Source organism: Sphingopyxis panaciterrae (assembly GCF_011762125.1).
In the GTDB taxonomy this organism is placed as follows: domain Bacteria; phylum Pseudomonadota; class Alphaproteobacteria; order Sphingomonadales; family Sphingomonadaceae; genus Sphingopyxis; species Sphingopyxis panaciterrae.
On the sequence record NZ_JAASQN010000004.1, the window covers coordinates 137809 to 162124 of the forward strand.

A 24316-nucleotide genomic window follows, 5' to 3' on the forward strand; every position below is an offset into this window, starting at 1 on the left:
GACGATCGCCGCGTCAGCGCCGTGCGAGAAATTCGTCCATCGCCGCATTGACCGCATCGGGCGCTTCCCACGGCACGAAATGGCCGCAGCCGGCCACCTCGACGATCGTCGCATCGGGTACCAGTTCATCGATGCCGTCGAGGTTACACGGCGGCAGCGCAACATCGTCGAGCGCCCAGATGACGAGCGTCGGAATGGTGAGCTTCGGAAAGGGCATGGCGGGCGGATCGGCATAGGGTTCGTCCATCGCCGGGACGGTCATCGGCGATCCGCGATACCAGTTGATCATGCCGCGACAGCTGTCGCGATCCTCCCAGTCCTGGAGCAGCCGGGCGATCTCGTCGGGCGGCTGGATGCCGCCGCTCGGCACGCGATCCTTGAACGCATGGGCGAGGATGCCCGCGATGCCATGCTCTTCGATCAGCGCATCGCTCGCGGGGTCGCGGAAGATGCGGATATATTGGCTGGCGGCGCGCTGGTCGGCGTTGGTCGCGAGCAGGCGCTGGAAGATCGCGGGATGCGGCGCATTGTTGATCACCGCGCGCGTCACGCGTCCCGACCAAGCCGGATGCAGCCCCCCCGGCTGGCCGCCGAGCGCGACGCCCCACGCGATCGCGCCGCCCCAGTCGTGGCCGACGATGGTGAATTCACCGACCCCCAGCGCATCGGCGAGCGCGAAGATGTCGGCGATCAGCTTGTCGGGCGTATAGGCATCGGCATCCTGCGGCTTCGACGAACCGCGATAGCCGCGCTGGTCGGGTGCGATGCAGCGAAAGCGGTCGGCGAAATGCGGCAACTGGTGCCGCCAGGTGCGGTGCGATTCGGGAAAGCCGTGGAGAAAGATCAGCACGGGCGCGTCACGCGGCCCCATGTCGACGACGTCAAGTTCGACCCCGGTCGACAATTTCACCCGCTGCTGTTCGAAATCGCCGACCATTATTCCGCTCCTTTGGTTTCGTTTCAAAACCAATCTGGCGGGGTTTGGGGTTGGTGGCAAGCCATCGATCTGCGCCTTCGCGAAGTGATGGAGCGAATCCTATTCTTCGGGCGTCAGATTCTCCTCGTCTTCGGGCAGCGTCTTGAAGATCGGCCATTCGCGCATGTCGCCGCCGCTGCGGCAACGGCGCGACGACAATTCGGTCCCGCCGCGATACACATGGAGGCCGCCGTAATAGCTTTCGGGCGTGCTGCCCTCGTCGGTCATTCCCATGCTGGGCGCCGACCAATGCGCATAGACGATATAACTGGTGTCGCCATTGACGAAGCGCAGCGTCTGGTCCTCGGCGCGCGGATAGAGCCGCCGGTTGTAGAAGACGCGTCCGCTCGTGGCGTCGGCGACGATCCGCAGCTCGGCCTTTGCCTTCGTGCCGTAACGATAGACAAGTGCTTCGCCCTGCTGGGTGACAGTGAGTTGCTTGGCGCCGAAGCTGCACGCGAACACCGGCTCGGGACCCGCGGCGAGTGCCAGCGCCAGCAGCAGGCTCATGGATAGCTCACCGTCTTCGGCACTTCGGGGATCGGGATATACTCGTCGCTGTCGCCCGGGACGAGCGCGAATTTGCCGTCCTTCCAGTCGTGCTTCGCCTGATTGATGCGGTCGCGCGACGAACTCACGAAATTCCACCAGACGTGGCGCGGCGTCGTGAACGCCTCGCCACCGAGCAGTATCACGCGCGCCTCGCTGTCGGCGCGCAGCGTCATCGCCTGACCGGGTTTCAGGATATAGAGGCTGTAGCGGTCGAGCGCCTCGCCATCGAGGCTGGCGTCGCCCAGCGCGACCAGCACCGCACGCTCATCGGCTTCGGCCTCGATCGGGATGGTGGCGCCGGCGTTCATCAATATATCGGCATAGATGGTCGCGGCATGCTGGGTGATCGGCGACGTCGCGCCCCACAGGCTGCCCATGATGACGCGTGCCGACACGCCATTGTCCTCGATCAGCGGCAGGTCGTCCTTTGCGACATGTTCGAACGCTGCATCAATCTCTTCCTTGCCGTCGGGCAAGGCGAGCCAGGTCTGCATGCCCGAGATCGCCGACCCGGCGGCGCGTTCGGGCGCGGGGGTCCGCTCCGAATGAACGATGCCGGCGCCGGCGGTCATCAGGTTGCACGCGCCGGGGCGGATCGTCGCATGGGTGCCGAGGCTGTCGCGATGATCGATCGCGCCCTCGAAGAGATAGGTGACGGTCGCGAGATTGATGTGCGGATGCGGGCGGACGTCCATGCCCTTGCCGATGTCGAAATGCGCCGGGCCGAACTGATCGACGAAGATGAAGGGCCCGACCATCGTACGTGCCTTGTTCGGCAGCGTGCGGCGCACTTCGAAGGCGCCGAGATCGTGGGTCGAGGGGGTGATGATGTCCATAGTTCAGTCCAGTCTTTCCAGCGCCTTGCGCGTCTTTTCTGTTTCGACATTGCCGGTGTTCAGCGTCGAGCGCGGTTCGAGCAGCAGCACCTGGCATTCCCCGTCCAGCGCCTCGGGACAATGTTCGGTTCCATGCGGCACGATGATGAACTCGCCGGGCCCGACGATGACATCGCCATCGCGCAGCCCCATCTTCATCCGCCCCGCGACGACGAGGAACAATTCATCCTCGCGGTCGTGATGATGCCAGTCGAACTTGCCGGAGAGCTTCACCAGCTTGACCTGAAAATCATTGATGTCGCCGGCAACGCGCGGGTTCCAGGGATCGTGGAAGGTCGCGAACGCAGCGGCGAGGTTAACCTTGTCGATCGTCATGGCGCGGGCGTCCGCAGGATTTTTTCCATCGCCTTCCCCTTGGCGAGTTCGTCGATCAGCTTGTCGAGATAGCGGATTTCACGCATCAGCGGTTCGGCGATCTCCTCGACCCGGATGCCGCAGATGACGCCCGTGATCCGGTCGCGCGCCGCATTCATCGCGGGCGCATCGCCAAAGAAAGCCCGCAGGTCGACCTTCGCCGCGATCTGTGCGTCGAGTTGCTGCTGACTGTATCCGGTCAGCCAGCGGATGATCGCATCGACCTCCGCCTTCGTACGGCCCTTGCGCTCTGCCTTGGCGACATAGTGCGGATAGACGCTCGCAAAACTATATTGATAGACGCGGTGCTCATCCATGTCCGATCATCCTATTCGCCCGGGGCGGTCGCCTTGATGGCGAGCGCGTGGACGCGCTGTCCCGGCAGGTCGCCGAGCGCCTTGTTCACCGCGCGCTGGCGCGCCACGCGATTCATGCCGGCAAAGCCCGCCCATTCGATCTTCAGGCTGAAATGCGATTCGCCCGATCCATCATCGCCGGCGTGGCCATGATGCTGGGCGCTATCGTTGCTCAGGATAAAATTTGCGTCGGGAAAGGCTGCGCTGAGCAGGCTTTCCATCTCTTGCTGTGCGGGGCCTTTGCTGCTCATGGGTTGACCATAAGCCTATCATCGCCAAATTATAAGGCCTCCAAAGCCTCTCGAAAGTTTGCTGTGCCTTCTTCCGCGCGCCCTTCCCGATTCCATGGCCGTGTCCCGCGCGAGGAACCCTGCGCGGCGCCCGGATGCCGCGAGCCGGGCGAATTCCGCGCGCCGATGGCGTGGACACGCTCGCCCGACGGCCCGCCGCAATATCGTTGGCTGTGCCTCGACCATGTCCGCGAATTCAACGCGGGCTATAATTTCTTCGAAGGCATGAGCGCCGACCAGATCATGGAAGCGCAATCCCCGACCGCGGGCTGGGAGACCGAGAGCCGTACCTTCCGCGCCGCGGGCAGCGCCGACCTGCCGCCGCGCTGGGCCGATTTCAGGGATCCGATCGATGCGCTCGGCGCGCGCTTTCGCCAGCGGATGGACGAAGCGCGGCGCGAGGCGGTCAACCCCGGCCTGTCGCGCGAGGAACATGCGGCAATGCAGTTGCTCGCCCTGCCCGCCGACGCCGACCGCGCGGCGCTGCGGCGGCGTTACAGCGAACTCGTCCGCAAATATCATCCCGACCGGAATGGCGGCGATCGCAGTTTCGAAGCGCGGCTCGGTGAGGTAGTCCAGGCGTATCAGTTGCTGCGCAAGACAAGAGCCTTTGCATAGGAGAGGAACGATGGCCGACCTGAACGAGGCAAGGATCGACGTGGTGCGCCGGCACATGGCGCTCGAGATCACGCACGACTGGGACGGCGTCCTCGCGACCTTCGATCATCCGCGCTACGAATTGATGGGGCCCGGCACGATTTTCGACGGCGAGGCGGCAGTGCGATCCTATTTCGCCTCATCGCGCGAGCCGTTCCCCGATCAGGCGAACGAGGTGATCGCGATCGCCGCCGACGAGGCGACCGACACCGTGCTCGTCGAATTCTGGCTGACCGGCACCCATCTCGGCCCGCTCAAGCTTGGCCTGCGCACGATCGAGCCGACGGGCAAGGCGTTCCGTATCCGCATGGCGGCAAGTTTCGAATTCGCGCCCGGTAGCGACAAGATCGTCTGCGAACGCCCCTATTACGACCAGTCGGCGGTGATGAAGGCGCTCGGGCTCTTCTAGAATATCGCCACGAAAGGCGTTGCAAGCCGCAACCCATGAAGATACCGCGACGGCGTGGCGCCGCGGTGCGGCGACTCTCCCCTGTTTGCCTGCTGGACCTATTGCCATGACCGATATTCCGAACAGCCTTCCCGACCACCACGGCTCGACGCTTTTGTCGGCGCCCGATATCGAGGTTGACGCGCGCGAACTGTTCGGCGTCGATATCGATATGAAGGTCCCGGCGTTCAGCGAGGCCGATGAACGCGTTCCCGACCTCGATCCCGCCTATGTCTTTGACGGCGACACGACGCTCGCGATCCTTGCGGGGTTCAAATACAACCGCCGCGTCATGGTGCAGGGCTATCATGGCACCGGCAAGTCGACGCACATCGAACAGGTCGCGGCGCGCCTCAAATGGCCGTGCATCCGTGTCAACCTCGACGCGCATATCAGCCGCATCGACCTGGTCGGCCGCGACGCGATCGTGCTGCGCGACGGACAGCAGGTCACCGAATTCCGCGAAGGCCTGCTCCCCTGGGCCTTGCAGACGCCCACGGCATTGGTCTTCGACGAATATGACGCCGGCCGTCCCGACGTGATGTTCGTGATCCAGCGCGTGCTGGAGACCGAGGGCAAGCTGACCCTGCTCGACCAGAACCGCGTCATCCGCCCGAACCCGCATTTCCGGCTGTTCTCGACCGCGAACACCGTCGGGCTCGGCGACACGAGCGGGCTCTATCATGGCACGCAGCAGATCAACCAGGGCCAGATGGACCGCTGGAACATCGTCGTCACGCTGAACTATCTGCCCGCCGCGACCGAAAGCGCGATCATCCTTGCCAAGGTCCCGGACACCGACGACACGACCGTCGCCAATATGGTCAAGGTCGCCGATCTGACCCGCCAGGGCTTCATCAACGGCGACATTTCGACCGTGATGAGCCCGCGCACGGTGATCAGCTGGGCCCAGAATGCCGCGATCTTTGGGCATCTCGGCTTCGCCTTCCGCCTGACCTTCCTCAACAAATGCGACGAGGCCGAGCGGATGATCGTCGCCGAATATTATCAGCGCGTGTTCGGCGAAGATCTGCCCGAGAGCGTGATCGGCAAGTGAAGTCATTCCGCCACCTCGCGGTGGCGTTTGCCGCCCTGCCCCTCGCCGGCTGCATCATCACGCCGGTCGATTATGGCAGGGTTCGCCATGCCGACTATGTTGCCGACCCGCGCTGCACCGCGCAGGCGGGCGCCGCGGTCGACGGCGCGGCGCTGCCGCTGTTTTTCGCGACCAGCCGCCTGCCCGATTGCCGGACGCCCGATATCCGGTTGCTGCAATATCGCGGCGACAAGGTCCGCTACGGGCGGTTCGCCCCGCCGCGCGATGTCGAGATGGGCAAGAAGAAACAATTTCTGACCCCGATCGCCTTTCAGGCGGCACCCGACTGGTGGGCGGCGCTGCGCGCCGAAACCGACCGGCGGCAGGGCCGCGTCCTCCTCTATGTCCACGGTTATCGCGAGAATTTCGAGACGACGACCAAGGACACCGCACAGATCGCCCGGATGACGGGGTTCGACGGACCGGTGATCGCCTATAGCTGGCCATCGCAGCACTCGCTGCTCGGCTATGCGGTCGACGAAACCAACATGTATCACGACGTGCGCAATTTCCGCGTCTTCCTGAAGTCGCTCGCCGAACAGAGCTGGGTGAAGGAAATCGTCATCGTCTCGCACTCGCTCGGCGCGCGGCTGGTGATCCCCGCGATCGCCTATGTCGATCGCACGTCGAGCAGCGCCGACAGCAGCAACATCGCAAACGTCATCCTCGCCTCCCCCGATATCGACCGCGAGACGTTCGAGCGCGATATCGAGGAAGAGGTGCTGGCGGCGCGGCGCGTCGCGCGCGACCGGCGGATCACTGTCTATGTCTCGCGCGCCGACAAGGCGCTCGCCGCCTCGCGCGCGTTGCACGGCTATCCACGGCTCGGCTCGCCCTATTGCTTCGACCCGTTCGAAGCGGCCGAACTGAAGGCCAAGGGGCTGCCCGAACGCTGCTATCCGGTCGCGATCGCCGGGATGACCGTGGTCGACACCACCGACGTGTCGCGCGGATCGACGGGGCACAGCAATTTCCTGCGCAGTGCAGCCGCGTGCCGCGATTTCGTCGATGTCGTCGCGGGCAAGCGGACGCGGCCCGAGCGCGCGGCAACCCCGCTGGCGCATGTGTTCAGGCTGCTTCCCGATCCGGCGAATCCGAAGCCCGACGACAATCTGATCTGCAACCGCACCGCCGGGGGCGAGGTCGACGAATAGGCGGGGGCGTCAGCCGAAACCGCACATGATAGCGAAATTGGTCAGCCAGACGACCGGTCCCTCGCCGGTCCACAGCCACAGCCCGCCGACCGCGATCAGGACGAACAGCGCGAGCGCCACCCAGTCCTGCCGCGCAAGCTTCATGCCGGTTGCAACCGTTTGACCGGCGCGTCGGCGATCGGCAGGTGGACGATCCCCGCGAACAGCCCGAGCGCGATCGAAAAGCCCCAGGCGATATTATAACTGCCGGTCGCGTCGAAGATCAGCCCCGCCATCCACGCGCCAAAGAAGCTGCCGACCTGATGGCTGAGGAAAACGATGCCGTAGAGCATCGAGAGATAGCGGACGCCGAAGATGCGCCCGACGATCCCGCTGGTCAGCGGCACGGTGCCGAGCCACAGGAACCCCATCGCGCCGGCAAAGACCAAGGCGCTGACGTGGCTGAGCGGCAGGAAAAGGAAGAGCGCGATCACCGCCGAACGCGCGACGTAGAGGATCGACAGCACATATTTCTGGCGCATCAAATCGCCCGCGCGGCCGAACACATAGGAGCCGAGGATGTTGAACAGGCCGACGAGCGCGAGCACCTGTGCCCCGATTTCGATCCCCAGCCCCTTGTCGTCGAGATAGGCGGGAAGATGCGTCGCGATGAAGGCGATGTGGAAGCCGCAGACGAAAAAGCCCGCGTTGAGCAGCCAGTAACCGCGATGCGCCGCCGCCTCGCGGAGCGCGTCGCGAGCGGTCTGCTCTTCGTCCGCAAGCACGCCCGCTGCGTCTGTGCGCCCGGCGACACCGATCGCGAGCAGGCCGCACAGCGCGACCAGTCCCGCCATGATCCATAATGTGTGGTGATAGCCGATATCGCCGAGCAGCATCGATGCCAGCGGCACGACGAGAAATTGCCCGAGCGAGCCGCCCGCGGTGACGATGCCGAATGCGCCGCTGCGCTTTTCGGGGCTAACGACGCGCCCGACCGCGCCGAGCACGACGACGAATGTCGTCGCCGACTGCGCCATGCCGATGAGAATGCCGAAGCTGATGTGCAGCCCGATCGCGTCGGTCGCGAACGCCGCCCCGACCAGCCCAAGCGCATAGAGCAGCGCCCCCGCAAGCACGACGCGCCCTGCCCCATGCTTGTCGGCGAGCGCGCCGACAAAGGGCTGGACGAGGCCGAACAGCAGGTTCTGCAGCGCCATCGCGAGCCCGAAGTCCGACCGGCTGATGCCGATATCGACGCTCATCTGCGGCAGGAACAGGCCGAATGACTGGCGCACCCCCATCGCGAGCGTAACGATAAAAGCCGCACAGGCGATGACGATCCACGGCTTTTTCATTGGGGAGATGGCGGGGGAGTTCATGACGCCGCGATGCGCCCGCCTTCCGTTTGCGTCAAGCGAGCATAGCTATGGCGGCGTTCACTCCCTCTTCGTCACCCCGGACTTGATCCGAGGCCCCGCTCGGCGACGTGAACAAGCGGAACCCCGGATCAAGTCCGGGGTGACGATAGGGATGGCCGAACCTCTTCCTTCCCGCGCCAAAGCTGGTTAGAGCCGAATCAATGTCTACCCAATCCCCTCTCGACGATTTCAAGGCCGCGCTGTCGAGCGTCGCGCGCGCGGTGACGCGCGATGCCGAGGTCGAGGTCGGCTTTACCGCCGACGCGCCGGCACAGATCGGCCGGGCGATCAAGGTGCCGACACCGTCGCGCACCTTGCCCGCCGATCAGGTCGCCGAGGCGCGGGGTTTTGCCGACAGCTATGCGCTGCGCATGAAGCACCACAGCGAGAAATTGCACGCCGCAGCGCGCCCCGCCGAGCCGCTCGCCGCCGCTGCGTTCGACGCGATGGAGCGCGCGCGGATCGAGGCGCTGGGGGCGCGCCACATGGACGGGATGCGCGGTAATCTGTCGGCGGCGCTGGCGATGCGAATGCGCTCGGATCCGATCAGCCGTGCGCAAAGCCGCGATGATGTGCCGGTGTCGAGCGCGCTCGAGTTGATGCTGCGCGAGGAGCTGACCGGCGAACCCGCACCGCAGGGCACCGAAACCGGGCTGTCGCTGGTCCGCGAATGGATCGCCAAGGACGCGGGCGGCGACCTGACCGCGCTGTCGATGCTGCTCGACGACCAGGCCGCCTTTGCCGAGACAGCGAAGCTCGCGCTGCGCCATCTCGACCTCATCCACGGCGACGAGCCGATGGAGGAAGGCGCCGAGGACGGCGGCGAGGAAGATCAGTCGGAAGCCGAGGATTCGCCCGAAGAGCAGGAAAGCGAGGAAGGCGGCGCTGGCGAAAGCCAGGTCGACGCGCGCGCCGAAATGGCGGGCGACCAGGCCGACGATGGCGACAGCGACCCCGATGCGCAGGAAATGGAGGCCGACGGCGAACCCGAAATGGGCGGCGAAGGCGACGAGGGCATGCTGCCCGTCCGCCCCAACCGGCTGCCGACCGATGTCCCCGATTTCAACTATATCCGCTTCACCGAAAAGCATGACGAGATCATCCTCGCGACCGAGCTCTGCGATGCAGACGAACTGACGCGGCTGCGCGCCTATCTCGACCAGCAGATGGCGCATCTGCAGGGCGCGGTGACCAAGCTGGCGAACCGCCTTCAGCGCCGGTTGATGGCGCAGCAGAACCGCGCATGGGATTTCGACCAGGAGGAAGGCCAGCTCGACGCCGCGCGGCTGGCGCGCGTCATCGTCTCGCCCGGCCAGTCACTCAGCTACAAGATCGAGCGCGATACCGACTTTCGCGACACCGTCGTCACGCTGCTGATCGACAATAGCGGATCGATGCGCGGACGGCCGATCAGCATCGCCGCGATCAGCGCCGACATTCTCGCGCGCACGCTCGAACGCTGCGGCGTGAAGACCGAGATCCTCGGTTTCACGACGCGGACGTGGAAGGGCGGACAGAGCCGCGAGGACTGGCTCGCCGCCGGCCGCCCCGCGCATCCCGGCCGCCTCAACGACCTGCGCCACATCATCTACAAGCCCGCCGACGAACCCTATCGCCGCGCCCGCAAATCGCTTGGCCTGATGATGCGCGAGGGGCTGCTCAAGGAAAATATCGACGGCGAGGCGCTGATGTGGGCGCATCACCGGATCATCAACCGTCCCGAGGAACGCCGCATCCTGATGGTGATCAGCGACGGCGCACCGGTCGACGACAGCACGCTGTCGGTAAACCACGGCGCGTATCTCGATCAGCATCTGCGCCAGGTGATCGAATGGATCGAAAACCGCTCGCCGGTCGAGCTGTGCGCGATCGGGATCGGGCATGACGTAACGCGCTACTACAGCCGCGCGGTGACGATCATGGACGCCGAGCAATTGGGCGGCACGATGGTCGAGCAGCTCGCCGGCCTGTTCGACATCGACTGAAGCCCTCTGGGCCTAGCCGTCGAGTTCGGCCAGCCATTCACCGACCATAAGCCGCCCGGCAGCGACGGCGGCGGGACCGTGGGCGGTGTGGTCGCGGCGAATGCCGTCCGCCGAGTTGCCAACCTCGACGATCGCTTCAGGCCATTGATCAACCCATTCGTCGAACCGCGGGTCGAGCCCCATTTCGGCATGGAACTGCAGCGCCAATATATTGCGTCCACGGCGAAAGGCCTGATGAGCATAGGCGCCGGTCGATGCCAGCAGTTCGGCCCCGTCGGGCAGATCGAAGGTGTCGCCATGCCAATGGAGCACCGCCACTTCTTCCAGATGGCGGAGTGGCGAAGGCGGGCCGTTGATCATGAGTGGGGCGAAGCCGATTTCCTTCGCGGGACCCGAATAGACGCGCGCGCCCATGGCGGCCGCCATCATCTGCGCACCGAAACAGACGCCGAGCGTCGGCCGGTCCGCCTCCAGCCGCCGCGCGAGACGGCGTAGTTGGCAAGCAATCCACGGGTGACGGTCGCGTTCATAGACGCCCATCGGGCCGCCCATCATGATCAGCAGATCGGGTTCGGCAAGGTCCAGCGCGGCGAAGGCGGGATCGCCGACGTCGATCCGGTCGAGCGCATAGCCCGCCGCCTCGATCGGCTCGCGATAACCGGCAATCCCTTCGTGCGGCACATGGCGGATGATCAGACCCGTCTTGGTCATCGCGGTTCGGCAAACTCCAGCATTTCGAACTCAACTTAAATGATTGAATTTATCGACGTCAACAATCTCTCACCCGATTATTGCCTAGAATTAGTTTCAGTCGGCAAGGCGTAGTTTGCCGGTCAGTACGGCAAAGCGGTGGTGCGGCGCGGACGGGTGACAACTCCTTTGCCGCCGGTTACAACCCTCTACGATGCAGCAAGGACTCGCGGCCTTATGACGAGAGCCGCTGCGTCGACATAGTGCTGAGGGGTCGCCGGCATGACTTGGGGCCGCATCATGATGATGCGTGGCTGAGGGGGCGACTGTAGCATGAAAAAAGCATCCGACCTGTTCATCGACTGCCTGGAAGAAGAAGGCGTCGAATATATTTTCGGCGTCCCGGGCGAGGAGAATCTCGATTTTCTCGACAGCCTGTCGCGGTCGAAAAAGATCAAGCTGATCCTGACCCGCCACGAACAGGGCGCGGGGTTCATGGCCGCGACTTACGGGCGCCATACCGGCAAGACCGGCGTCTGCCTCGCGACGCTCGGGCCCGGCGCGACCAATTTCGTCACCGCGGCCGCCTATGCGCAGCTCGGCGGCATGCCGATGATGATGATCACCGGGCAAAAGCCGATCAAGAAGTCGAAGCAAGGCCGCTTCCAGATCCTCGACGTCGTCGCGATGATGGGACCGATCACCAAATATACCCACCAGATGGCATCGTCGGACAATATCCCGAGCCGCGTCCGCGAAGCCTTTCGCCTCGCCGAGGAGGAAAAGCCCGGCGCGGTGCATATCGAGCTGCCCGAGGATATCGCCGACGAGCATACCGACAGCCTGCCGCTGAAGCGCAGCCATAGCCGGCGGCCGACCGCCGATGTGAAGTCGATCCGCGAGGCGGTGAAGGCGCTCGAGGAGGCCACCTCGCCCGTCCTCGTCATCGGTGCCGGCGCCAACCGCACGATGACCAGCCGGATGCTGCTGCAGTTTATCGAAAAGACCGGCATTCCCTTTTTGACGACACAGCTCGGCAAGGGGGTGATCGACGAGCGGCACCCGAAATTCCTGGGCTGTGCGGCGCTGAGCGCGGGCGATTTCGTGCATCGCGCGGTCGAGGCGTCGGACTGCATCGTCAACCTCGGTCATGACGTGATCGAAAAGCCGCCCTTCTTCATGAAGCAGGGCGGGCCGACGGTCATCCATGTGTCGACCAAGACCGCCGAGGTCGATCCCGTCTATTTCCCCGATATCGAAGTGATCGGCGATATCGCCAATGCGGTGTGGCAGATGAAGGAGGATATCGTCCCCAACGGCGGGTGGAAATTCGATCACCTGCTCGCGTATCGCAAGGCCGAGGTCGAACATACGGCCCCGCTGGCGAAGGATGAGCGCTTCCCGGTCTTCCCGCCGCATCTGGTGCAATCGGTGCGCGACGCGATGCCCGACGACGGGATCATCTGCCTCGACAATGGCGTCTACAAGATCTGGTTCGCGCGCGGCTATACCGCGTACAAGCCGAACACCGTCCTGCTCGACAATGCGCTGGCGACGATGGGCGCGGGGCTGCCCAGCGCGATGATGTCCGCGATGCTCTTTCCGAAGCGCAAGGTCATGGCGATCTGCGGCGACGGCGGCTTCATGATGAACAGCCAGGAGATGGAAACCGCGGTCCGCCTGGGGCTCAACCTTACCGTGCTCATCCTCAACGACAACAGCTATGGCATGATCCGCTGGAAACAGGCGAACATGGGGTTCAAGGATTGGGGGCTGACCTATGGCAACCCCGATTTCGTCAAATATGCCGAAAGCTATGGCGCGCACGGCCACCGCGCCGAAAGCGCCGCGCACCTCAAGGAACTTCTGGCGCATACGCTGGGTACGCCGGGGGTGCATCTGATCGACTGCCCGGTCGATTATTCGGAGAATGACCAGATTTTGAATATCGACATCAAGAAATTGTCGAAGGAGTTGTAAGCTGTCATCCCCTCCCGCTTGCGGGAGGGGCAGCGAGACTTGCGAACTTGTTCGCTAGTCGCAGCGGGGTGGGCCATCCGCACCGTTGCTGGCCCACCCCCGACCCCTCCCGCAAGCGGGAGGGGGGAGATACCCGATGAAACTCAAAGACGTCTATCCACTCTACCTCAACAACAAGGCGGCGCAGCCGAACACCGACCTGATCGTCACCGACAAATATACCGGCAAGGTCGCGTTCAGGACTGCGCTCGCCACGCCCGACATCATCGACGAGGCGATCGCGGGCGCGGTGCGGGCGGCCGAGCCGATGGCGCGGCTGGCGAGTTTCGAGAAGCAGGCGGTGCTCAATCACTGCGTCGCGCGCTTCAGGGAGCGGTTCGACGAGCTTGCCTATGCGCTGTGCGTCGAGGCGGGCAAGCCGATCAACGATGCCGAGGGTGAGGTCACGCGGCTGATCGACACCTTCCGCATCGCCGCCGAGGAAGCGGTGCGCAATTATGGCGAGGTTCAGCCGCTTGATATCAGCCCGCGCGCAAAGGGCTATATGGGGATGTGGAAGCGCGTGCCGATCGGCCCGTGCAGCTTCATCTCGCCGTTCAACTTTCCGCTGAACCTCGCCGCGCACAAGATCGCGCCGGCGATCGCGATGGGCTGCCCCTTCGTGATGAAGCCCGCGTCGATGACGCCATTGGGCGCAATCATCATGGGCGAGGTACTCGCCGAATGCGACATTTTGCCCGAGGGCGCGTTCAGCATCCTGCCCGCGACGCGCGACGGCGCGGACCTGTTCACCACCGACGAGCGGCTGAAATTGCTGTCCTTCACCGGCTCGCCCGGCGTCGGCTGGGACCTGAAGGCGAAGGCGGGCAAGAAGAAGATCGTCCTCGAACTCGGCGGCAACGCCGCGGTGATCGTCGACAAGGACGCCGACCTCAAGCATGCGCTCGACCGGATCATCTTCGGGGCCTTTTATCAGTCGGGCCAGTCGTGCATCGGGGTGCAGCGCATCATCATCCACGAAGATATCTACGACAAGTTCCGCGACATGCTGGTCAAGCAGACCAAGAAATTGGTGTCGGGCGACCCCAAGCAGCGCGATACCTTCATCGGCCCGATGATCTCCGAAAAGGAGGCCGCGCGGCTCGATGGGTGGATCCAGGAAGCGGTCGCTGGTGGCGCAAAGCTGCTCACCGGCGGCAAACGCAAGGGCGCGATGCTGGAGGCGACCTTGCTCGAAAATGTCGATCGCAAGTCGAAGGCCTATCGCGAGGAAGCCTTCGGGCCGCTGGCGATCCTGTCGAAGTTCAAGAAGTTCGACAAGGCGATGGCGGAGGTCAACGACAGCAAGTTCGGGCTGCAGGCGGGGATCTTCACGCGCGACATCCATCAGGTCCTCGATGCATGGGACACGCTCGATGTCGGCGGGGTCGTCGTCAACGACGTGTCGAGCTATCGCGTCGACAATATGCCCTATGGCGGGGTCAAGGATAGCGGACTCGGCCGCGAGGGCGTGCGTTTCGCGATGGAGGATATGAGCGAGATCAGAAACCTGGTGATCCGGCGGGTCTAGCCACCCCTCCCGCAAGCGGGATGGGGACTCGGTGTCACAAAAGCGCCGCCGAATTTTCTTCAAACTGTCGCGGCTTCGATTCTCCGCATGTAACAAATCTCCTGTCTAGGCCGGGGCAGCAAAAGGCTGCTTTCGGAGTGTGACATGGCCACGATTTCGACCCTGCCCATCCCCGCCCGCTTTCCCGATCCGTTCACCACCGATCCGCATATTCCCGAACGCGTGATCGGCGAGCGGCGGAGCTATCGCACCGTGTGGGTCAGCGACATCCACCTCGGCACCCGCGGCTGCAACGCCGCGATGCTCATCGATTTCTTCGACCATGTCGATTGCGAGACGCTGTATCTGGTCGGCGACATCATCGACGGCTGGCGCCTCAAGAAGCGCCATTTCTGGCCGCCCGAGCATAATGACGTCGTCTGGCGCGTGCTCAAACGCGCCAAGCGCGGCACCCGCGTGGTTTATGTCCCCGGCAACCATGACGAGATGTGCAAGCCGTTCGACGGCTTCGATTTTGGCGGGGTCGAAATCCGCCGCGAGGCAATCCACGAAACCGCCGACGGTCGCAAATTGCTCGTCGTCCATGGCGACGAATTCGACGCGGTGATGCTCGCGCACCGCTGGCTCGCCTTCGTCGGCGACGCCGCCTACACCGCGCTGATGAAATGCAATGTGGTCGTGAACCGCATCCGCAGCGCGTTCGGGCTGCCCTATTGGTCGCTGTCGATGGTTGCGAAGCACAAGGTCAAGAATGCGGTCCAGTTCATCGGGCGCTACGAGGAGGTGGTCGCCCACGCCGCGCGCTCGCGCGGGGTCGACGGGGTGGTGTGCGGGCATATCCACAGCGCCGAGATGCGCGAGATCGAGGGCACCGAATATTATAATGACGGCGACTGGGTCGAAGGCTGCACCGCGCTGGTCGAGCATCACGACGGCACGATGGAGATATTGCACTGGGCCGAAGAGGTCGCGGCGCGATCGGCCCCGGCGCCAATCGCGCTTCCCGCCCCGGCGCGGGCGGCATGAGGATCCTGATCGTCACTGACGCGTGGGAGCCGCAGGTCAACGGCGTCGTCCGCACGCTGCAGGCGACGATCGGCGAACTGCGCAAGGAAGGCCATGAGGTCGAGGTGATATCGCCCAACCTGTTCCGGTCGATCCCCTGCCCCAGCTATGGCGAAATCCGCCTCGCCTTTGCCGGGTCGCGCAGGGTCGGGCGGATGATCGCGCAGTTCGAACCGCAGGCGATCCATATCTCGACCGAAGGGCCGCTCGGCCTCGCCGCCCGGCGCTGGTGCCTCAGCAACGGCTTTCCCTTCACCACCGCCTATCACACGCGTTTTCCCGAATATGTCGCGGCACGGTTGCCGCTATCGCCCGCGCTCGTCTGGCGCTTCATTCGCTGGTTCCACCGTCCGGCGCGCCACATCATGGTCGCGACACGCAGCCTGGCCCGCGAGCTTGCCGAACAGGGACTCGGCCAGACGATGATGTGGGAACGCGGCGTCGACCATGCGCTGTTCCGTCCCGGCCGCGCGCCGCACCCCGCCTTTGCGGACCTGACGCGCCCGATCCAGCTCTATGTCGGGCGCGTCGCGGTCGAAAAGAATATCGAAGCTTTCCTGGACAGCGCGCAGCCGGGGACGAAAGTGATCGTCGGCGATGGCCCGGCGCTCGCCGAACTCGCCGCGCGCCATCCCGACGCATATTTCCTCGGCAAGCTCGGCGGCGAAGCACTCGCCAGCGCTTATGCCGGCGCCGACGTCTTCGTCTTTCCCAGCCGGACCGACACCTTCGGCCTTGTCGTCATCGAGGCATTGTCGTGCGGCACCCCGGTCGCCGCCTATCCGGTACCCGGGCCAGGCGATATCGTGCGGGGCGGCGCGGGGGTGCTCGACGATGATCTGGACGCCGCAATTGCCGGCGCCTTGACCTGTTCGCGCACCGACGCCGCCGCGCTCGGCGCCCGCTACAACTGGTCGGGCTGCACCGCGCAGTTCCTGCGCGCGCTGACCTTCGTCCCCGCCGACGCGCACCCCGCCGCCGCCATCGCGGCGACGCGTTTAGAGACCTAGAAGGCCTTGCGCCATTCGAGCTCGATATAACGGCCGAGCGGGTCGGTGTAGCCGGGCTGGTAGTTCAGCGGCACGACGCCGCTACCATCGGTGACCTTGCGCTGCGCGTCGAACAGATTGTCGATCGACAGGCGGAGGCGCGAACCCTTGAGGAAGGGCAAATCCTCGGTCAGCTTTGGCATCTGGTTGAAATCGGCGAAGAAACGCAGGTTGAACGTCGCGAGATCGTGGAATTTGAGGTCGCCGTTAGCGCCGCCGACAATGCTGCTGCCGCTGTCATATTTGGCGCTGACCCGCGACCCGAAGCCTTTGTAGAACAGGCCGCCGTCGAGTTCGACGAGGTGGCGGTTGCTGCCGCCGCCATTGCCCGTCGCCGACCCGTTCAACAGGTCGAGTTCGGGCACGCCGGGGCCGATCAGCACTTTGTCGGTCAGCTTGATCGTGTGATAAAGCGACACCTGCCAGCGCCCGCCCTGCCGTTGCTGGCCGCCGAACATGCCGCGTGGGCCGCCCATACCGCGACCGCCGCGGAAGCCGCCACCGCCACGACGATGCTCGCCATCGGCAGCGGGCGGGCGTCCGCCTTCGGACGGGGGCGCGGCCTGGCCTTCGGCTCCGCCCGCAGGCGGCGCCGCGCCTTCGCTCCGGCGTCCGCCACCCATGCGGCCGCGGCCACCGCCGCCTTCTTCCTTCTGGCCAAAGCTCTTGCCGAAATTAAAGCCCCAGCGGATCTGCGAATTGCTGGCGCGGTCGAAATTGATCGGGCGCTGGTCGATCGAGAGCAGATTGCCCTGATCGTCGCGGACGACGCGGCCGGGAAAGGCCGCCTCGATTTCAGGCGTCAGCAGCGGCAGATTATTCGCCGTGTCATAGCTTTTATTGCTGTTGTAATTAATCGAGAAATTGAGCCCCTCGACCATCGGCAGCGACCAGTTGAGCCCGAGCTTGAAATCGCGGCGGCGTTCGGCGAGCAAATCGGGATTGCCGCCGCTCGTCGTCGAGATGAGCACCGTTTGCCCGGTGCGGAAATCATAATAGGTGACCCCGTCGGTCACCTGCGGCGCGGCGCCGAGCTGGGTCACGGTCGGCGCTTCCTCGTCGCTGTTGAAGCTCGCGACCAGCGACAGATTGTCGGTAAAGTTGAAATTGAGGTTTGCGCCCCAATTCTTCAGCGTCTGGAAATCGCTGGGCTTCTGGATCTGGCCGCTCAAGGTCGCCGACACCCGGATCGGCCCGACATTATAGTCGGGATCGAGGAGCGGAATGTTGAGCGAGCCGAAAGCGCTCGGCACGTCGCGCGCGAGGTCGGTGGTCGTGATCGTCGCGCCGCGCTCAGAACGGCTGTCGAAGCGCAGCCCCGAATAGCCCGCGGTCGCCGAAACGCGGATCGGCCCAGCCCAGCCGTCGCCGAGGCTACCCGAAAAATTGGTGTTCGCGCCAAAGCTCTGCTGGCTGCTGTCGAAACGGTCGCGCGTCCCGCTATCACGATCGGTGAAGGTGCGCGTGTCGGCATCGGCATAATTGCCGGTGACCGACCAGCGCCAGTCGCCGAGCATGCCGTTGACGCTCGCCGAGCTGGTCCAGTTCTGGTTGCGGCTGTCACGGCGCAGCGGGTCGGCCGCGCCGCCCGAGCCGGGGCCGAGCAGGCTGAGGCTGTCGGTCTGGTCGAAGCGCAGGCTGATCGACGCCTCGGTCAGCTTGTCGATGTTGCGCACCATCGTACCGTCGATCACATAGGTATCGCTGGCCGGCGACAGGCTGCGCGCCGCAGCACCGGCGGCGAGCGCCTGACCCGCCGCATCGTTCGCATAATCAAGGCCGCGTTCGCTTTCGCGCAGCATTGTCTGATGCTCCCAGCTGCCGTTGAGGTTGAGCCGGCCGTTCTGCCCGATCGCGATGAAGGCGGGCTCGAACTCGCTCTTGAACTGGCCGCCCTGCGTCGGCACACCCGCCTCGGCTTCGGCCGACACTTGCCGGAAATTGGGTTTGAGCACAAAATTGACGACGCGCTCGGTCGCGGCATAGCCATATTGCAACGCGACCTCTTCGGGGAAGATTTCAACCTTCGCAATCGCCTCGGGCGGGATGTTGCGCACCGCGCCGAAACCCGACGTGCGGCGGCCGTTGACGAGAATGACGGGGCGGCCGCCGCCGCGGCCACGGCCCGAGCGCGTCTGCGGTTCGAGCGCATCGAGGAGTTCCTCGATCGACGAGGCGCCATAGCTTGCGATCGCCGCTTCATCGAGTTCGGCCTCGGCCGCGAAGTCGGTGTCGAGTTGCCCGGCGAGCCGCGGCGCCGTGACCACGATCTCTTCGCCGTCGATATCGTCATAATCCTCGTCTTCATTCGACACCGGCACGGCGGGTTCGGCCACCTGTTCGTCAGCGGCAAGTGCCGGGGTCGATGCGATCGCGGTCGCCGCAAGCAATGCGGCCCGGATCGAGAGAGCGAGGCGATATGTGTTCATCGGGAGAGATGCTTTCTATTTTTTCTGTCTTTGTTTTTTCTTATCGGCGCGGCCTGAACCCGCCATGACACCGGGCAACGCCTGCGGTTCAGCTATGTCGCATTTGTCGCAACAATGTGGCAGCGCAGCAAAAGTTCGACGGGTGCCCTGCCCAGACCGCTGGACAGCGGCGCCATGCCTCTTTATCGGCCAGCCATGCCGACTCCAGCCAACTCCGCCGCCCCCGAATCCATCCTGATCGTCGATTTCGGCAGTCAGGTGACCCAACTCATCGCCCGCCGCGTCCGCGAGGCCGGCGTGTATAGCGAGATCGTCCCGTTCAGCGCCGCCGAGGCCGCGCTCGAACGGATGCAGCCCAAGGGCGTGATCCTGTCGGGCTCGCCCGCCTCGGTCCCCGCGACCGGCAGCCCGCGCGCGCCGCAGTCGATCTTCGACAGCGGCCTGCCCATCCTCGGCATTTGTTACGGCCAGCAGGTGATGAGCCAGCAGCTCGGCGGCCAGGTCGAACCCGGCGGCGCCGATGGCGAGCGCGACGGCGAATTCGGCCGCGCCTTCCTGACCGTCACCGAGCCCTGTGTGCTGTTCGACGGCCTGTGGGAGGTCGGCGAGCGCCATCAGGTGTGGATGAGCCACGGCGACAAGGTCACGCAGTTCGCGCCGGGCTTCCGCATCGTCGCGGTCAGCGACGGCGCGCCCTTCGCGCTGATCGCCGACGACGAACGCCGCTATTATGGCACGCAGTTCCATCCCGAAGTCGTCCATACCCCCGACGGCGCAAAGCTGATCGCCAATTTCGTCCGCCACGTCTGCGGCTGTTCGGGCGACTGGACGATGGCCGAATTCCGCGCCACCAAGATCGCCGAAATCCGCGCGCAGGTCGGCGACCAGCGCGTCCTGTGCGGCCTGTCGGGCGGCGTCGACAGCGCGGTCGCGGCGGTGCTGATCCACGAGGCGATCGGCGAGCAGCTCACCTGCGTCTTCGTCGACCACGGTCTCTTGCGCATGAACGAGCGCGAGCAGGTCGAGCGCCTGTTCCGCGACCATTATAATATTCCGCTCGTCGTCGTCGATGCCGAGGAACGCTTCATGGCCGGCCTCGCCGGGGTCACCGACCCCGAGAAGAAGCGCAAGTTCATCGGCGCCGAATTTATCAATGTGTTCGAAGAAGAAGCGAAGAAAATCGGCGGCGCCGACTTCCTTGCGCAGGGCACGCTCTATCCTGACGTGATCGAAAGCGTGTCGTTCACCGGCGGGCCGAGCGTCACGATCAAGAGCCATCATAATGTCGGCGGCCTGCCCGAGCGGATGAACATGAAGCTCGTCGAGCCGCTGCGCGAGCTGTTCAAGGACGAAGTCCGCCTGCTCGGCAAGGAACTCGGCCTTCCCGACGTCTTCGTCGGCCGCCACCCCTTCCCCGGCCCCGGCCTCGCGATCCGCATCCCCGGTGAAGTGTCGAAGGAGCGCTGCGACATCCTGCGCAAGGCCGACGCCGTCTATCTCGAAGAAATCCGCAGCGCCGGCCTTTACGACGCGATCTGGCAGGCCTTCGCGGTGCTGCTCCCCGTCAAGACCGTCGGCGTGATGGGCGACGGGCGCACCTACGACCATGTCTGCGCGCTGCGCGCGGTGACCTCGACCGACGGGATGACCGCCGACATCTACCCCTTCGACGCGAGCTTCCTCTCGCGCTGCGCAACGCGGATCATCAACGAGGTCCAGGGCATCAACCGCGTCGTCTATGACTACACGTCGAAACCCCCCGGCACGATCGAGTGGGAATGACCGGAGCCTGATCAGGTCGACAGTGCAAGCTGCCGTACCGGCAGCGCGCGCCGCGCGTCATGCCCCGCCGCCGTCACGGCGATCGGAACAGGCAGCAGCGAAAAGAGCAAGGTGATCGCAACCTTCGCGCTCACGCCCGCGCCGAGCGACAAGCCGGCCGTCCCGGCCGAAGTGAGCACGGCATGCAACGGCGCCGTGAAGGCGATGGCCGCGAAAATTGCGAGCGTCAAGGAGCGCCAAAGGATGCCGCGCGGCAGTTGCGCGAAGACCGGCGCACCCCGGATCCGGCGCGGCGCCGCGACCGCACCCGACGCCAGCTTCTTGCGAATGGCGGCGGTGCCAAGCAGCGTCGACAGCGAAGCGATGAATATGGGCGTCGTCGCGAGGTCGCGGGCAATTCCGGCCGGTCCGCCAAGCGTCAGCGATGCCGGCCCCTGCCACAGGAAGCTGGTGTAGGCGGCGTTGAGGCCGGCGTTGAGCGCGGCGACGGCCAGGGTTTCCCGAACAAGGAAGCACGAAAAGATCAGGGACATGATGAATGGTCCATCTATATTGCAGGGTGGGATCAGGCCGGCACAGGCGCCGCGGGAGCGGCGTCATCAAGACATCCCAGCGCGCGCAGCGTGTCGCGGACCGCGACCTCGACCGGCGTGTGCGGTTCCTCGCCAAGCAGTTCGACGAGCCGGCTGTTGTCGAAGCGGACCGGATGGCGCCAATAGGGCTCGATATCATGCACCGCGCGCGGAAAGCCGCCGAACGGCGCAAGCGCGCGCATCAGCCACCAGGGAAAACCGTGCTCGGGGACATCGCGGCCGATCAGCTGACGAATGACGCGCGGCAGCAAGGCACCATCAGGATCCCATATCCCCTGAAACTGCAATCGCTCGAACGAACGCAGCCGGTCGGGAATCGCAAGCAGTTGCACGAAAGCGTCGGCGAGGTCGGGGAGGTAAGCCCAGCTGTGCCCGGCGCCCTTGCCGGGATGGATCAGGCGGCGGACGGGGCCGCCGGGCCGGACCAGCGCCTGCGCGAACCAGCTCGACCGTGCGTCGGGGCCGATATAATCGCCGGCGCGCACGATCAGCACCGGGCATTCGCCCGAGACATCTTCGAGGCGGCGTTCGAGTTCGGCGCGGATGCGGCCCTTTTCGGTCTTCGGACGCTGCGGGCTATGGTCATCGAGCAGCGGTGTTTCGGCGGGGTCGAAATTATAGACGGTACCGGGCAGCACGATGCGGGCGCCCGTGGCGCGCGCCGCAGCGATGCTGTTGTCGATCATCGGCAGGACCAGTTCGCTCCAGTTGCGATAGCCCGGCGGGCTGACGGCGTGGATGATCGTGCCGACGCCTCCGGCCGCGCGGGCGACCGCGTCCCGGTCCATCGCGTCGCCCGCGATCCATTCGATCCCGCCCCGGCCGTTCCACCTCGCCGCGGCCGCGCCCGGATCGCGGACGAGCGCCCGCAACGGCTGGCCGCGCGCGATCAGTTTGCGCGCGATGGCGGATCCGATGGTGCCGTTGACGCCCAGGATGAGCAGCTTTTCTCCATGCATGACACATCTCCCTGTCGATGGCGCGAGTATCGGGCGCACTCACCCTCAAAGGAATTGCGGTTCTGACTTCATCGGCTCATAAGAAATTTATGAGCAAACCGATCAGCTGGGACGATCAGCGCGCCTTCCTCGCGGTGCTGGAGGAAGGGAGTTTCTCCGCGGCGGCACGGCGGTTGGGGCTGTCGCAGCCGACGGTGCGGGCGCGCATCGAATCGCTCGAGGCGACGCTGGGCACGATCCTGTTCACGCGGTCGGTGCATGGCCTGACGCCGACCGAGCAGGCGCGGTCGGTTGGCGCGTCGGCGCGCGCGATGGCGCATGCGTCGGACGCGTTCGTCCGCGCCGCGTCGGGTGACATGGCCAAGCCCGCCGGCACGGTACGGATCAGCGTCTCCGAATTCGTCGGCACCGCGGTGATCGCCCCGATGCTGACGCGGCTCGCGGCGCGCCACCCGGCCGTTGCGATCGAACTCGACCTCAGCAATGCGGGCGCCGACCTGCTCGAGCAGCAGGTCGATATCGCGGTACGGATGTTCCCGCCGCAGCAAGCGGCGCTCGTCGCGAAGAAGGTCGCCGCGATCGCGGTCGGCTTTTACGCCCACCGCGACTATCTGGCGCAACACGGCATGCCAGCCACGATCGAGGAGCTCGCCGCACACCGGCTGATCGGCCCCGACCGCAGCCGCGCCGACCGTGCGCTCGCCGACCGCATGCTCCCGCAGCCAGGTCCGGGGAACTTCATCCTGCGCACCGACAGCCACCCTGCCGCGCTCGCCGCCGCGCGCGCCGGGCTGGGGATTGCGGTGGTACAGCAGCCGATCGGCGATGCCGACGACATGCTGCGCCGCGTTCTGCCCGGCCATGATGTGGCGATGCTCGACACCTGGATCGTCACGCACGAAAATCTGCGCCACGTCGGACGCGTTCGGGCGGTGTTCGATCATCTGGCGGCAGAATTCGCCGCATTTGGACGCGCTTGACGGGCATGGCGTCGAAGAGCGATGATCGAAGGCCGAGAGAGGACGCAGGATGGACCGGATCGAAACCGAAGCGTCGGGCGGCTGCCAGTGCGGCGCGGTGCGTTATCATGTGACCGCGGTGCTCGACACGTCGCATATCTGCCATTGCCGCATGTGCCAGAAGGCGGCGGGCAATTTCTTCATCGCGCTGATCGGCGTCCCGCGCGACGCGATCACATGGACACGCGGCAAACCCGCGACCTTCGCCAGCTCGGACAAGGCGGCGCGCGGCTTTTGCCCGGCATGCGGGACACCGCTGCTTTACGATTATGCCGACAGCCGGCACATCAATCTGACGACCGGATCGTTCGACGAACCGTCGCAATTTCCGCCGCAGGTGCAGTTCGGGCTCGAGGCGCGGCTGCCGCTGTTCGAAACGCTGCCGCTGAAAGCCGAAGGCACGACCGAGGAGACGATGGCCGCCTATGTCGGCGCGATCCGCGCCAGCAATCATCAGCATCCCGATCACGACACCGAAAGCTGGCCCGCGTGAACCCGCTGCGCTTCCTGCCATGGATCGCGCTGGCGCTGTCCCCGCCCGCAGCGGCAGCGCCCCATGCCGCGCCCACGCTCGCGCCCGAGGGCTTGTCGATCGTTGATGCCCGGTCGGGCAAGGCACGGCTGGTGCCTTTCGGCATCCCGCGCGCCGACGCCGAACGCGCAGTCGCCGCGGTTCAGGGCATCCCGCTCGAAAAGGGATCAAGCTCCGAATGCGGCGCGGGCACAGTCGACTATACCGGTTATCGTGACGGCTTGCAGTTGACGTTCCAGAATGATCAATTCGTCGGCTGGACGATCAGCCGCGCCGCATCGCCGCTGCGCACCGCGAAAGGCATCGGGGTCGGATCGACGCGGCAGGCGCTCGACGCCGCTTATGCGGTGACGGTCGAGGACAGCTCGCTCGGGCTGCTGTTCGGGGCCGGCGACGGCCTGACCGGGACGCTCGACATCGACGGTATCGACGGCCTCGTCACCAACATCTGGGCCGGGACGGTGTGCCTGATCGATTGAGCCACCGC

At 65.2% G+C, this 24316-nt stretch carries 25 protein-coding genes; 13 read left to right on the plus strand and 12 right to left on the minus strand.

All coding sequences use genetic code 11. From position 1 onward, the window contains the following. Positions 1–13: 13 nt before the first annotated feature. From FHR22_RS14905 to FHR22_RS14930, 6 genes are all read right to left on the minus strand, one after another. A complete protein-coding gene (locus tag FHR22_RS14905; protein ID WP_166944222.1) occupies positions 14–937 on the minus strand; it encodes an alpha/beta fold hydrolase in 924 nt (307 codons plus the stop codon). Between the two features lie 99 nt (positions 938–1036). Then, positions 1037–1486: a hypothetical protein gene (locus FHR22_RS14910; protein ID WP_166944224.1), complete on the minus strand. Its 450-nt coding sequence runs from the start codon at positions 1484–1486 to the stop codon at positions 1037–1039. Continuing rightward, positions 1483–2364, minus strand: coding sequence for a pirin family protein (locus tag FHR22_RS14915; protein WP_166944226.1), 882 nt, complete (start codon positions 2362–2364; stop codon positions 1483–1485). Before FHR22_RS14915 ends, FHR22_RS14910 begins: the two co-directional genes overlap by 4 nt. A 3-nt stretch (positions 2365–2367) precedes the next feature. Then, positions 2368–2739, minus strand: a complete 372-nt coding sequence (locus FHR22_RS14920; RefSeq protein ID WP_166944228.1) for a cupin domain-containing protein — start codon at positions 2737–2739, stop codon at positions 2368–2370. Then, the gene (locus tag FHR22_RS14925) at positions 2736–3095 is read right to left on the minus strand and encodes a DUF2200 domain-containing protein (RefSeq protein WP_166944230.1); all 360 of its coding nucleotides are present in this window, start codon (positions 3093–3095) and stop codon (positions 2736–2738) included. The genes FHR22_RS14920 and FHR22_RS14925 overlap by 4 nt, the downstream gene beginning before the upstream one ends. Positions 3096–3106: 11 nt before the next feature. Then, complete coding sequence (locus tag FHR22_RS14930) at positions 3107–3385, minus strand: BolA family protein (RefSeq protein WP_243853751.1); 279 nt, start codon at positions 3383–3385, stop codon at positions 3107–3109. Between the two features lie 165 nt (positions 3386–3550). On the opposite strand from FHR22_RS14930, the gene FHR22_RS14935 reads away from it, so the two are divergent. From FHR22_RS14935 to FHR22_RS14950, 4 genes are all read left to right on the plus strand, one after another. Further along, positions 3551–4042 carry a J domain-containing protein gene (locus tag FHR22_RS14935; RefSeq protein ID WP_243853752.1) on the plus strand — a complete coding sequence of 164 codons (492 nt, stop codon included), beginning with the start codon at positions 3551–3553 and terminating at the stop codon, positions 4040–4042. Positions 4043–4052: 10 nt separating this feature from the next. Next, positions 4053–4490 (plus strand): ester cyclase, encoded by a 438-nt coding sequence (locus tag FHR22_RS14940; protein ID WP_166944234.1) that lies wholly within the window; start codon positions 4053–4055, stop codon positions 4488–4490. 106 nt (positions 4491–4596) lie between these two features. Then, the gene (gene cobS, locus FHR22_RS14945) at positions 4597–5586 is read left to right on the plus strand and encodes a cobaltochelatase subunit CobS (protein ID WP_166944236.1); all 990 of its coding nucleotides are present in this window, start codon (positions 4597–4599) and stop codon (positions 5584–5586) included. Then, entirely contained in the window at positions 5583–6779 is a 1197-nt protein-coding gene (locus FHR22_RS14950; protein ID WP_341786633.1) for an alpha/beta hydrolase, read from the plus strand. The genes cobS and FHR22_RS14950 overlap by 4 nt, the downstream gene beginning before the upstream one ends. A 9-nt stretch (positions 6780–6788) precedes the next feature. Here the strand turns inward: FHR22_RS14950 and FHR22_RS22555 are convergent, their stop codons facing one another. After that, entirely contained in the window at positions 6789–6923 is a 135-nt protein-coding gene (locus FHR22_RS22555; RefSeq protein WP_279588431.1) for a hypothetical protein, read from the minus strand. Then, positions 6920–8113, minus strand: a complete 1194-nt coding sequence (locus FHR22_RS14955) for an MFS transporter (protein WP_208417728.1) — start codon at positions 8111–8113, stop codon at positions 6920–6922. The genes FHR22_RS22555 and FHR22_RS14955 overlap by 4 nt, the downstream gene beginning before the upstream one ends. A gap of 224 nt (positions 8114–8337) precedes the next feature. Between FHR22_RS14955 and cobT the strand changes: the two genes are divergently transcribed. Continuing rightward, complete coding sequence (gene cobT, locus FHR22_RS14960) at positions 8338–10161, plus strand: cobaltochelatase subunit CobT (protein ID WP_166944242.1); 1824 nt, start codon at positions 8338–8340, stop codon at positions 10159–10161. 12 nt (positions 10162–10173) lie between these two features. Here the strand turns inward: cobT and FHR22_RS14965 are convergent, their stop codons facing one another. Further along, positions 10174–10872: a glutamine amidotransferase gene (locus FHR22_RS14965; protein ID WP_166944245.1), complete on the minus strand. Its 699-nt coding sequence runs from the start codon at positions 10870–10872 to the stop codon at positions 10174–10176. A 312-nt stretch (positions 10873–11184) separates the two neighbouring features. Between FHR22_RS14965 and FHR22_RS14970 the strand changes: the two genes are divergently transcribed. From FHR22_RS14970 to FHR22_RS14985, 4 genes are all read left to right on the plus strand, one after another. After that, positions 11185–12831, plus strand: coding sequence for an acetolactate synthase large subunit (locus FHR22_RS14970; RefSeq protein ID WP_166944247.1), 1647 nt, complete (start codon positions 11185–11187; stop codon positions 12829–12831). A gap of 136 nt (positions 12832–12967) precedes the next feature. After that, positions 12968–14401: an aldehyde dehydrogenase family protein gene (locus FHR22_RS14975; protein ID WP_166944249.1), complete on the plus strand. Its 1434-nt coding sequence runs from the start codon at positions 12968–12970 to the stop codon at positions 14399–14401. Between the two features lie 144 nt (positions 14402–14545). Next, a complete protein-coding gene (locus tag FHR22_RS14980; RefSeq protein ID WP_166944251.1) occupies positions 14546–15427 on the plus strand; it encodes a UDP-2,3-diacylglucosamine diphosphatase in 882 nt (293 codons plus the stop codon). Continuing rightward, entirely contained in the window at positions 15424–16476 is a 1053-nt protein-coding gene (locus tag FHR22_RS14985; protein WP_166944253.1) for a glycosyltransferase family 4 protein, read from the plus strand. Before FHR22_RS14980 ends, FHR22_RS14985 begins: the two co-directional genes overlap by 4 nt. Here FHR22_RS14985 and FHR22_RS14990 read toward each other — a convergent pair. Further along, positions 16473–18944 carry a TonB-dependent receptor plug domain-containing protein gene (locus tag FHR22_RS14990; RefSeq protein WP_166944255.1) on the minus strand — a complete coding sequence of 824 codons (2472 nt, stop codon included), beginning with the start codon at positions 18942–18944 and terminating at the stop codon, positions 16473–16475. The two genes, FHR22_RS14985 and FHR22_RS14990, sit on opposite strands and share 4 nt — an antisense overlap. 195 nt (positions 18945–19139) lie before the next feature. On the opposite strand from FHR22_RS14990, the gene guaA reads away from it, so the two are divergent. Next, entirely contained in the window at positions 19140–20726 is a 1587-nt protein-coding gene (gene guaA / locus FHR22_RS14995; RefSeq protein ID WP_166944257.1) for a glutamine-hydrolyzing GMP synthase, read from the plus strand. Positions 20727–20737: 11 nt separating this feature from the next. Here the strand turns inward: guaA and FHR22_RS15000 are convergent, their stop codons facing one another. Continuing rightward, positions 20738–21259: a hypothetical protein gene (locus FHR22_RS15000; protein ID WP_166944259.1), complete on the minus strand. Its 522-nt coding sequence runs from the start codon at positions 21257–21259 to the stop codon at positions 20738–20740. A 32-nt stretch (positions 21260–21291) separates the two neighbouring features. Continuing rightward, a complete protein-coding gene (locus tag FHR22_RS15005) occupies positions 21292–22278 on the minus strand; it encodes an NAD-dependent epimerase/dehydratase family protein (protein ID WP_166944261.1) in 987 nt (328 codons plus the stop codon). Positions 22279–22367: 89 nt separating this feature from the next. Here FHR22_RS15005 and FHR22_RS15010 point away from each other — a divergent pair, with 89 nt between their 5' ends. Genes FHR22_RS15010 through FHR22_RS15020 form a run of 3 tightly spaced genes read left to right on the plus strand, consistent with a single transcriptional unit; the run spans position 22368 to position 24308 of the window. Then, positions 22368–23258 carry a LysR family transcriptional regulator gene (locus FHR22_RS15010; protein ID WP_166944263.1) on the plus strand — a complete coding sequence of 297 codons (891 nt, stop codon included), beginning with the start codon at positions 22368–22370 and terminating at the stop codon, positions 23256–23258. Positions 23259–23307: 49 nt separating this feature from the next. Next, positions 23308–23790, plus strand: coding sequence for a GFA family protein (locus tag FHR22_RS15015; protein WP_166944265.1), 483 nt, complete (start codon positions 23308–23310; stop codon positions 23788–23790). Next, the gene (locus FHR22_RS15020; protein WP_166944267.1) at positions 23787–24308 is read left to right on the plus strand and encodes a hypothetical protein; all 522 of its coding nucleotides are present in this window, start codon (positions 23787–23789) and stop codon (positions 24306–24308) included. The genes FHR22_RS15015 and FHR22_RS15020 overlap by 4 nt, the downstream gene beginning before the upstream one ends. The last annotated feature ends 8 nt before the right edge of the window (positions 24309–24316 follow it).

Coding starts and splice junctions, on each gene's coding strand:
- FHR22_RS15010 (WP_166944263.1), top strand. CDS start 22,368: ATGAGCAAACCGATCAGCTGGGACGATCAGCGCGCCTTCCTCGCGGTG.
- FHR22_RS15015 (WP_166944265.1), top strand. CDS start 23,308: ATGGACCGGATCGAAACCGAAGCGTCGGGCGGCTGCCAGTGCGGCGCG.
- FHR22_RS14935 (WP_243853752.1), top strand. CDS start 3,551: ATGGCGTGGACACGCTCGCCCGACGGCCCGCCGCAATATCGTTGGCTG.
- FHR22_RS14925 (WP_166944230.1), bottom strand. CDS start 3,095: ATGGATGAGCACCGCGTCTATCAATATAGTTTTGCGAGCGTCTATCCG.
- FHR22_RS14920 (WP_166944228.1), bottom strand. CDS start 2,739: ATGACGATCGACAAGGTTAACCTCGCCGCTGCGTTCGCGACCTTCCAC.
- FHR22_RS14985 (WP_166944253.1), top strand. CDS start 15,424: ATGAGGATCCTGATCGTCACTGACGCGTGGGAGCCGCAGGTCAACGGC.
- FHR22_RS14930 (WP_243853751.1), bottom strand. CDS start 3,385: ATGAGCAGCAAAGGCCCCGCACAGCAAGAGATGGAAAGCCTGCTCAGC.
- FHR22_RS15005 (WP_166944261.1), bottom strand. CDS start 22,278: ATGCATGGAGAAAAGCTGCTCATCCTGGGCGTCAACGGCACCATCGGA.
- FHR22_RS14970 (WP_166944247.1), top strand. CDS start 11,185: ATGAAAAAAGCATCCGACCTGTTCATCGACTGCCTGGAAGAAGAAGGC.
- FHR22_RS14990 (WP_166944255.1), bottom strand. CDS start 18,944: ATGAACACATATCGCCTCGCTCTCTCGATCCGGGCCGCATTGCTTGCG.
- cobS (WP_166944236.1), top strand. CDS start 4,597: ATGACCGATATTCCGAACAGCCTTCCCGACCACCACGGCTCGACGCTT.
- FHR22_RS15000 (WP_166944259.1), bottom strand. CDS start 21,259: ATGTCCCTGATCTTTTCGTGCTTCCTTGTTCGGGAAACCCTGGCCGTC.
- FHR22_RS14910 (WP_166944224.1), bottom strand. CDS start 1,486: ATGAGCCTGCTGCTGGCGCTGGCACTCGCCGCGGGTCCCGAGCCGGTG.
- FHR22_RS14965 (WP_166944245.1), bottom strand. CDS start 10,872: ATGACCAAGACGGGTCTGATCATCCGCCATGTGCCGCACGAAGGGATT.
- FHR22_RS14980 (WP_166944251.1), top strand. CDS start 14,546: ATGGCCACGATTTCGACCCTGCCCATCCCCGCCCGCTTTCCCGATCCG.
- guaA (WP_166944257.1), top strand. CDS start 19,140: ATGCCGACTCCAGCCAACTCCGCCGCCCCCGAATCCATCCTGATCGTC.
- FHR22_RS14955 (WP_208417728.1), bottom strand. CDS start 8,113: ATGAAAAAGCCGTGGATCGTCATCGCCTGTGCGGCTTTTATCGTTACG.
- FHR22_RS14905 (WP_166944222.1), bottom strand. CDS start 937: ATGGTCGGCGATTTCGAACAGCAGCGGGTGAAATTGTCGACCGGGGTC.
- cobT (WP_166944242.1), top strand. CDS start 8,338: ATGTCTACCCAATCCCCTCTCGACGATTTCAAGGCCGCGCTGTCGAGC.
- FHR22_RS22555 (WP_279588431.1), bottom strand. CDS start 6,923: ATGAAGCTTGCGCGGCAGGACTGGGTGGCGCTCGCGCTGTTCGTCCTG.
- FHR22_RS14915 (WP_166944226.1), bottom strand. CDS start 2,364: ATGGACATCATCACCCCCTCGACCCACGATCTCGGCGCCTTCGAAGTG.
- FHR22_RS14940 (WP_166944234.1), top strand. CDS start 4,053: ATGGCCGACCTGAACGAGGCAAGGATCGACGTGGTGCGCCGGCACATG.
- FHR22_RS14975 (WP_166944249.1), top strand. CDS start 12,968: ATGAAACTCAAAGACGTCTATCCACTCTACCTCAACAACAAGGCGGCG.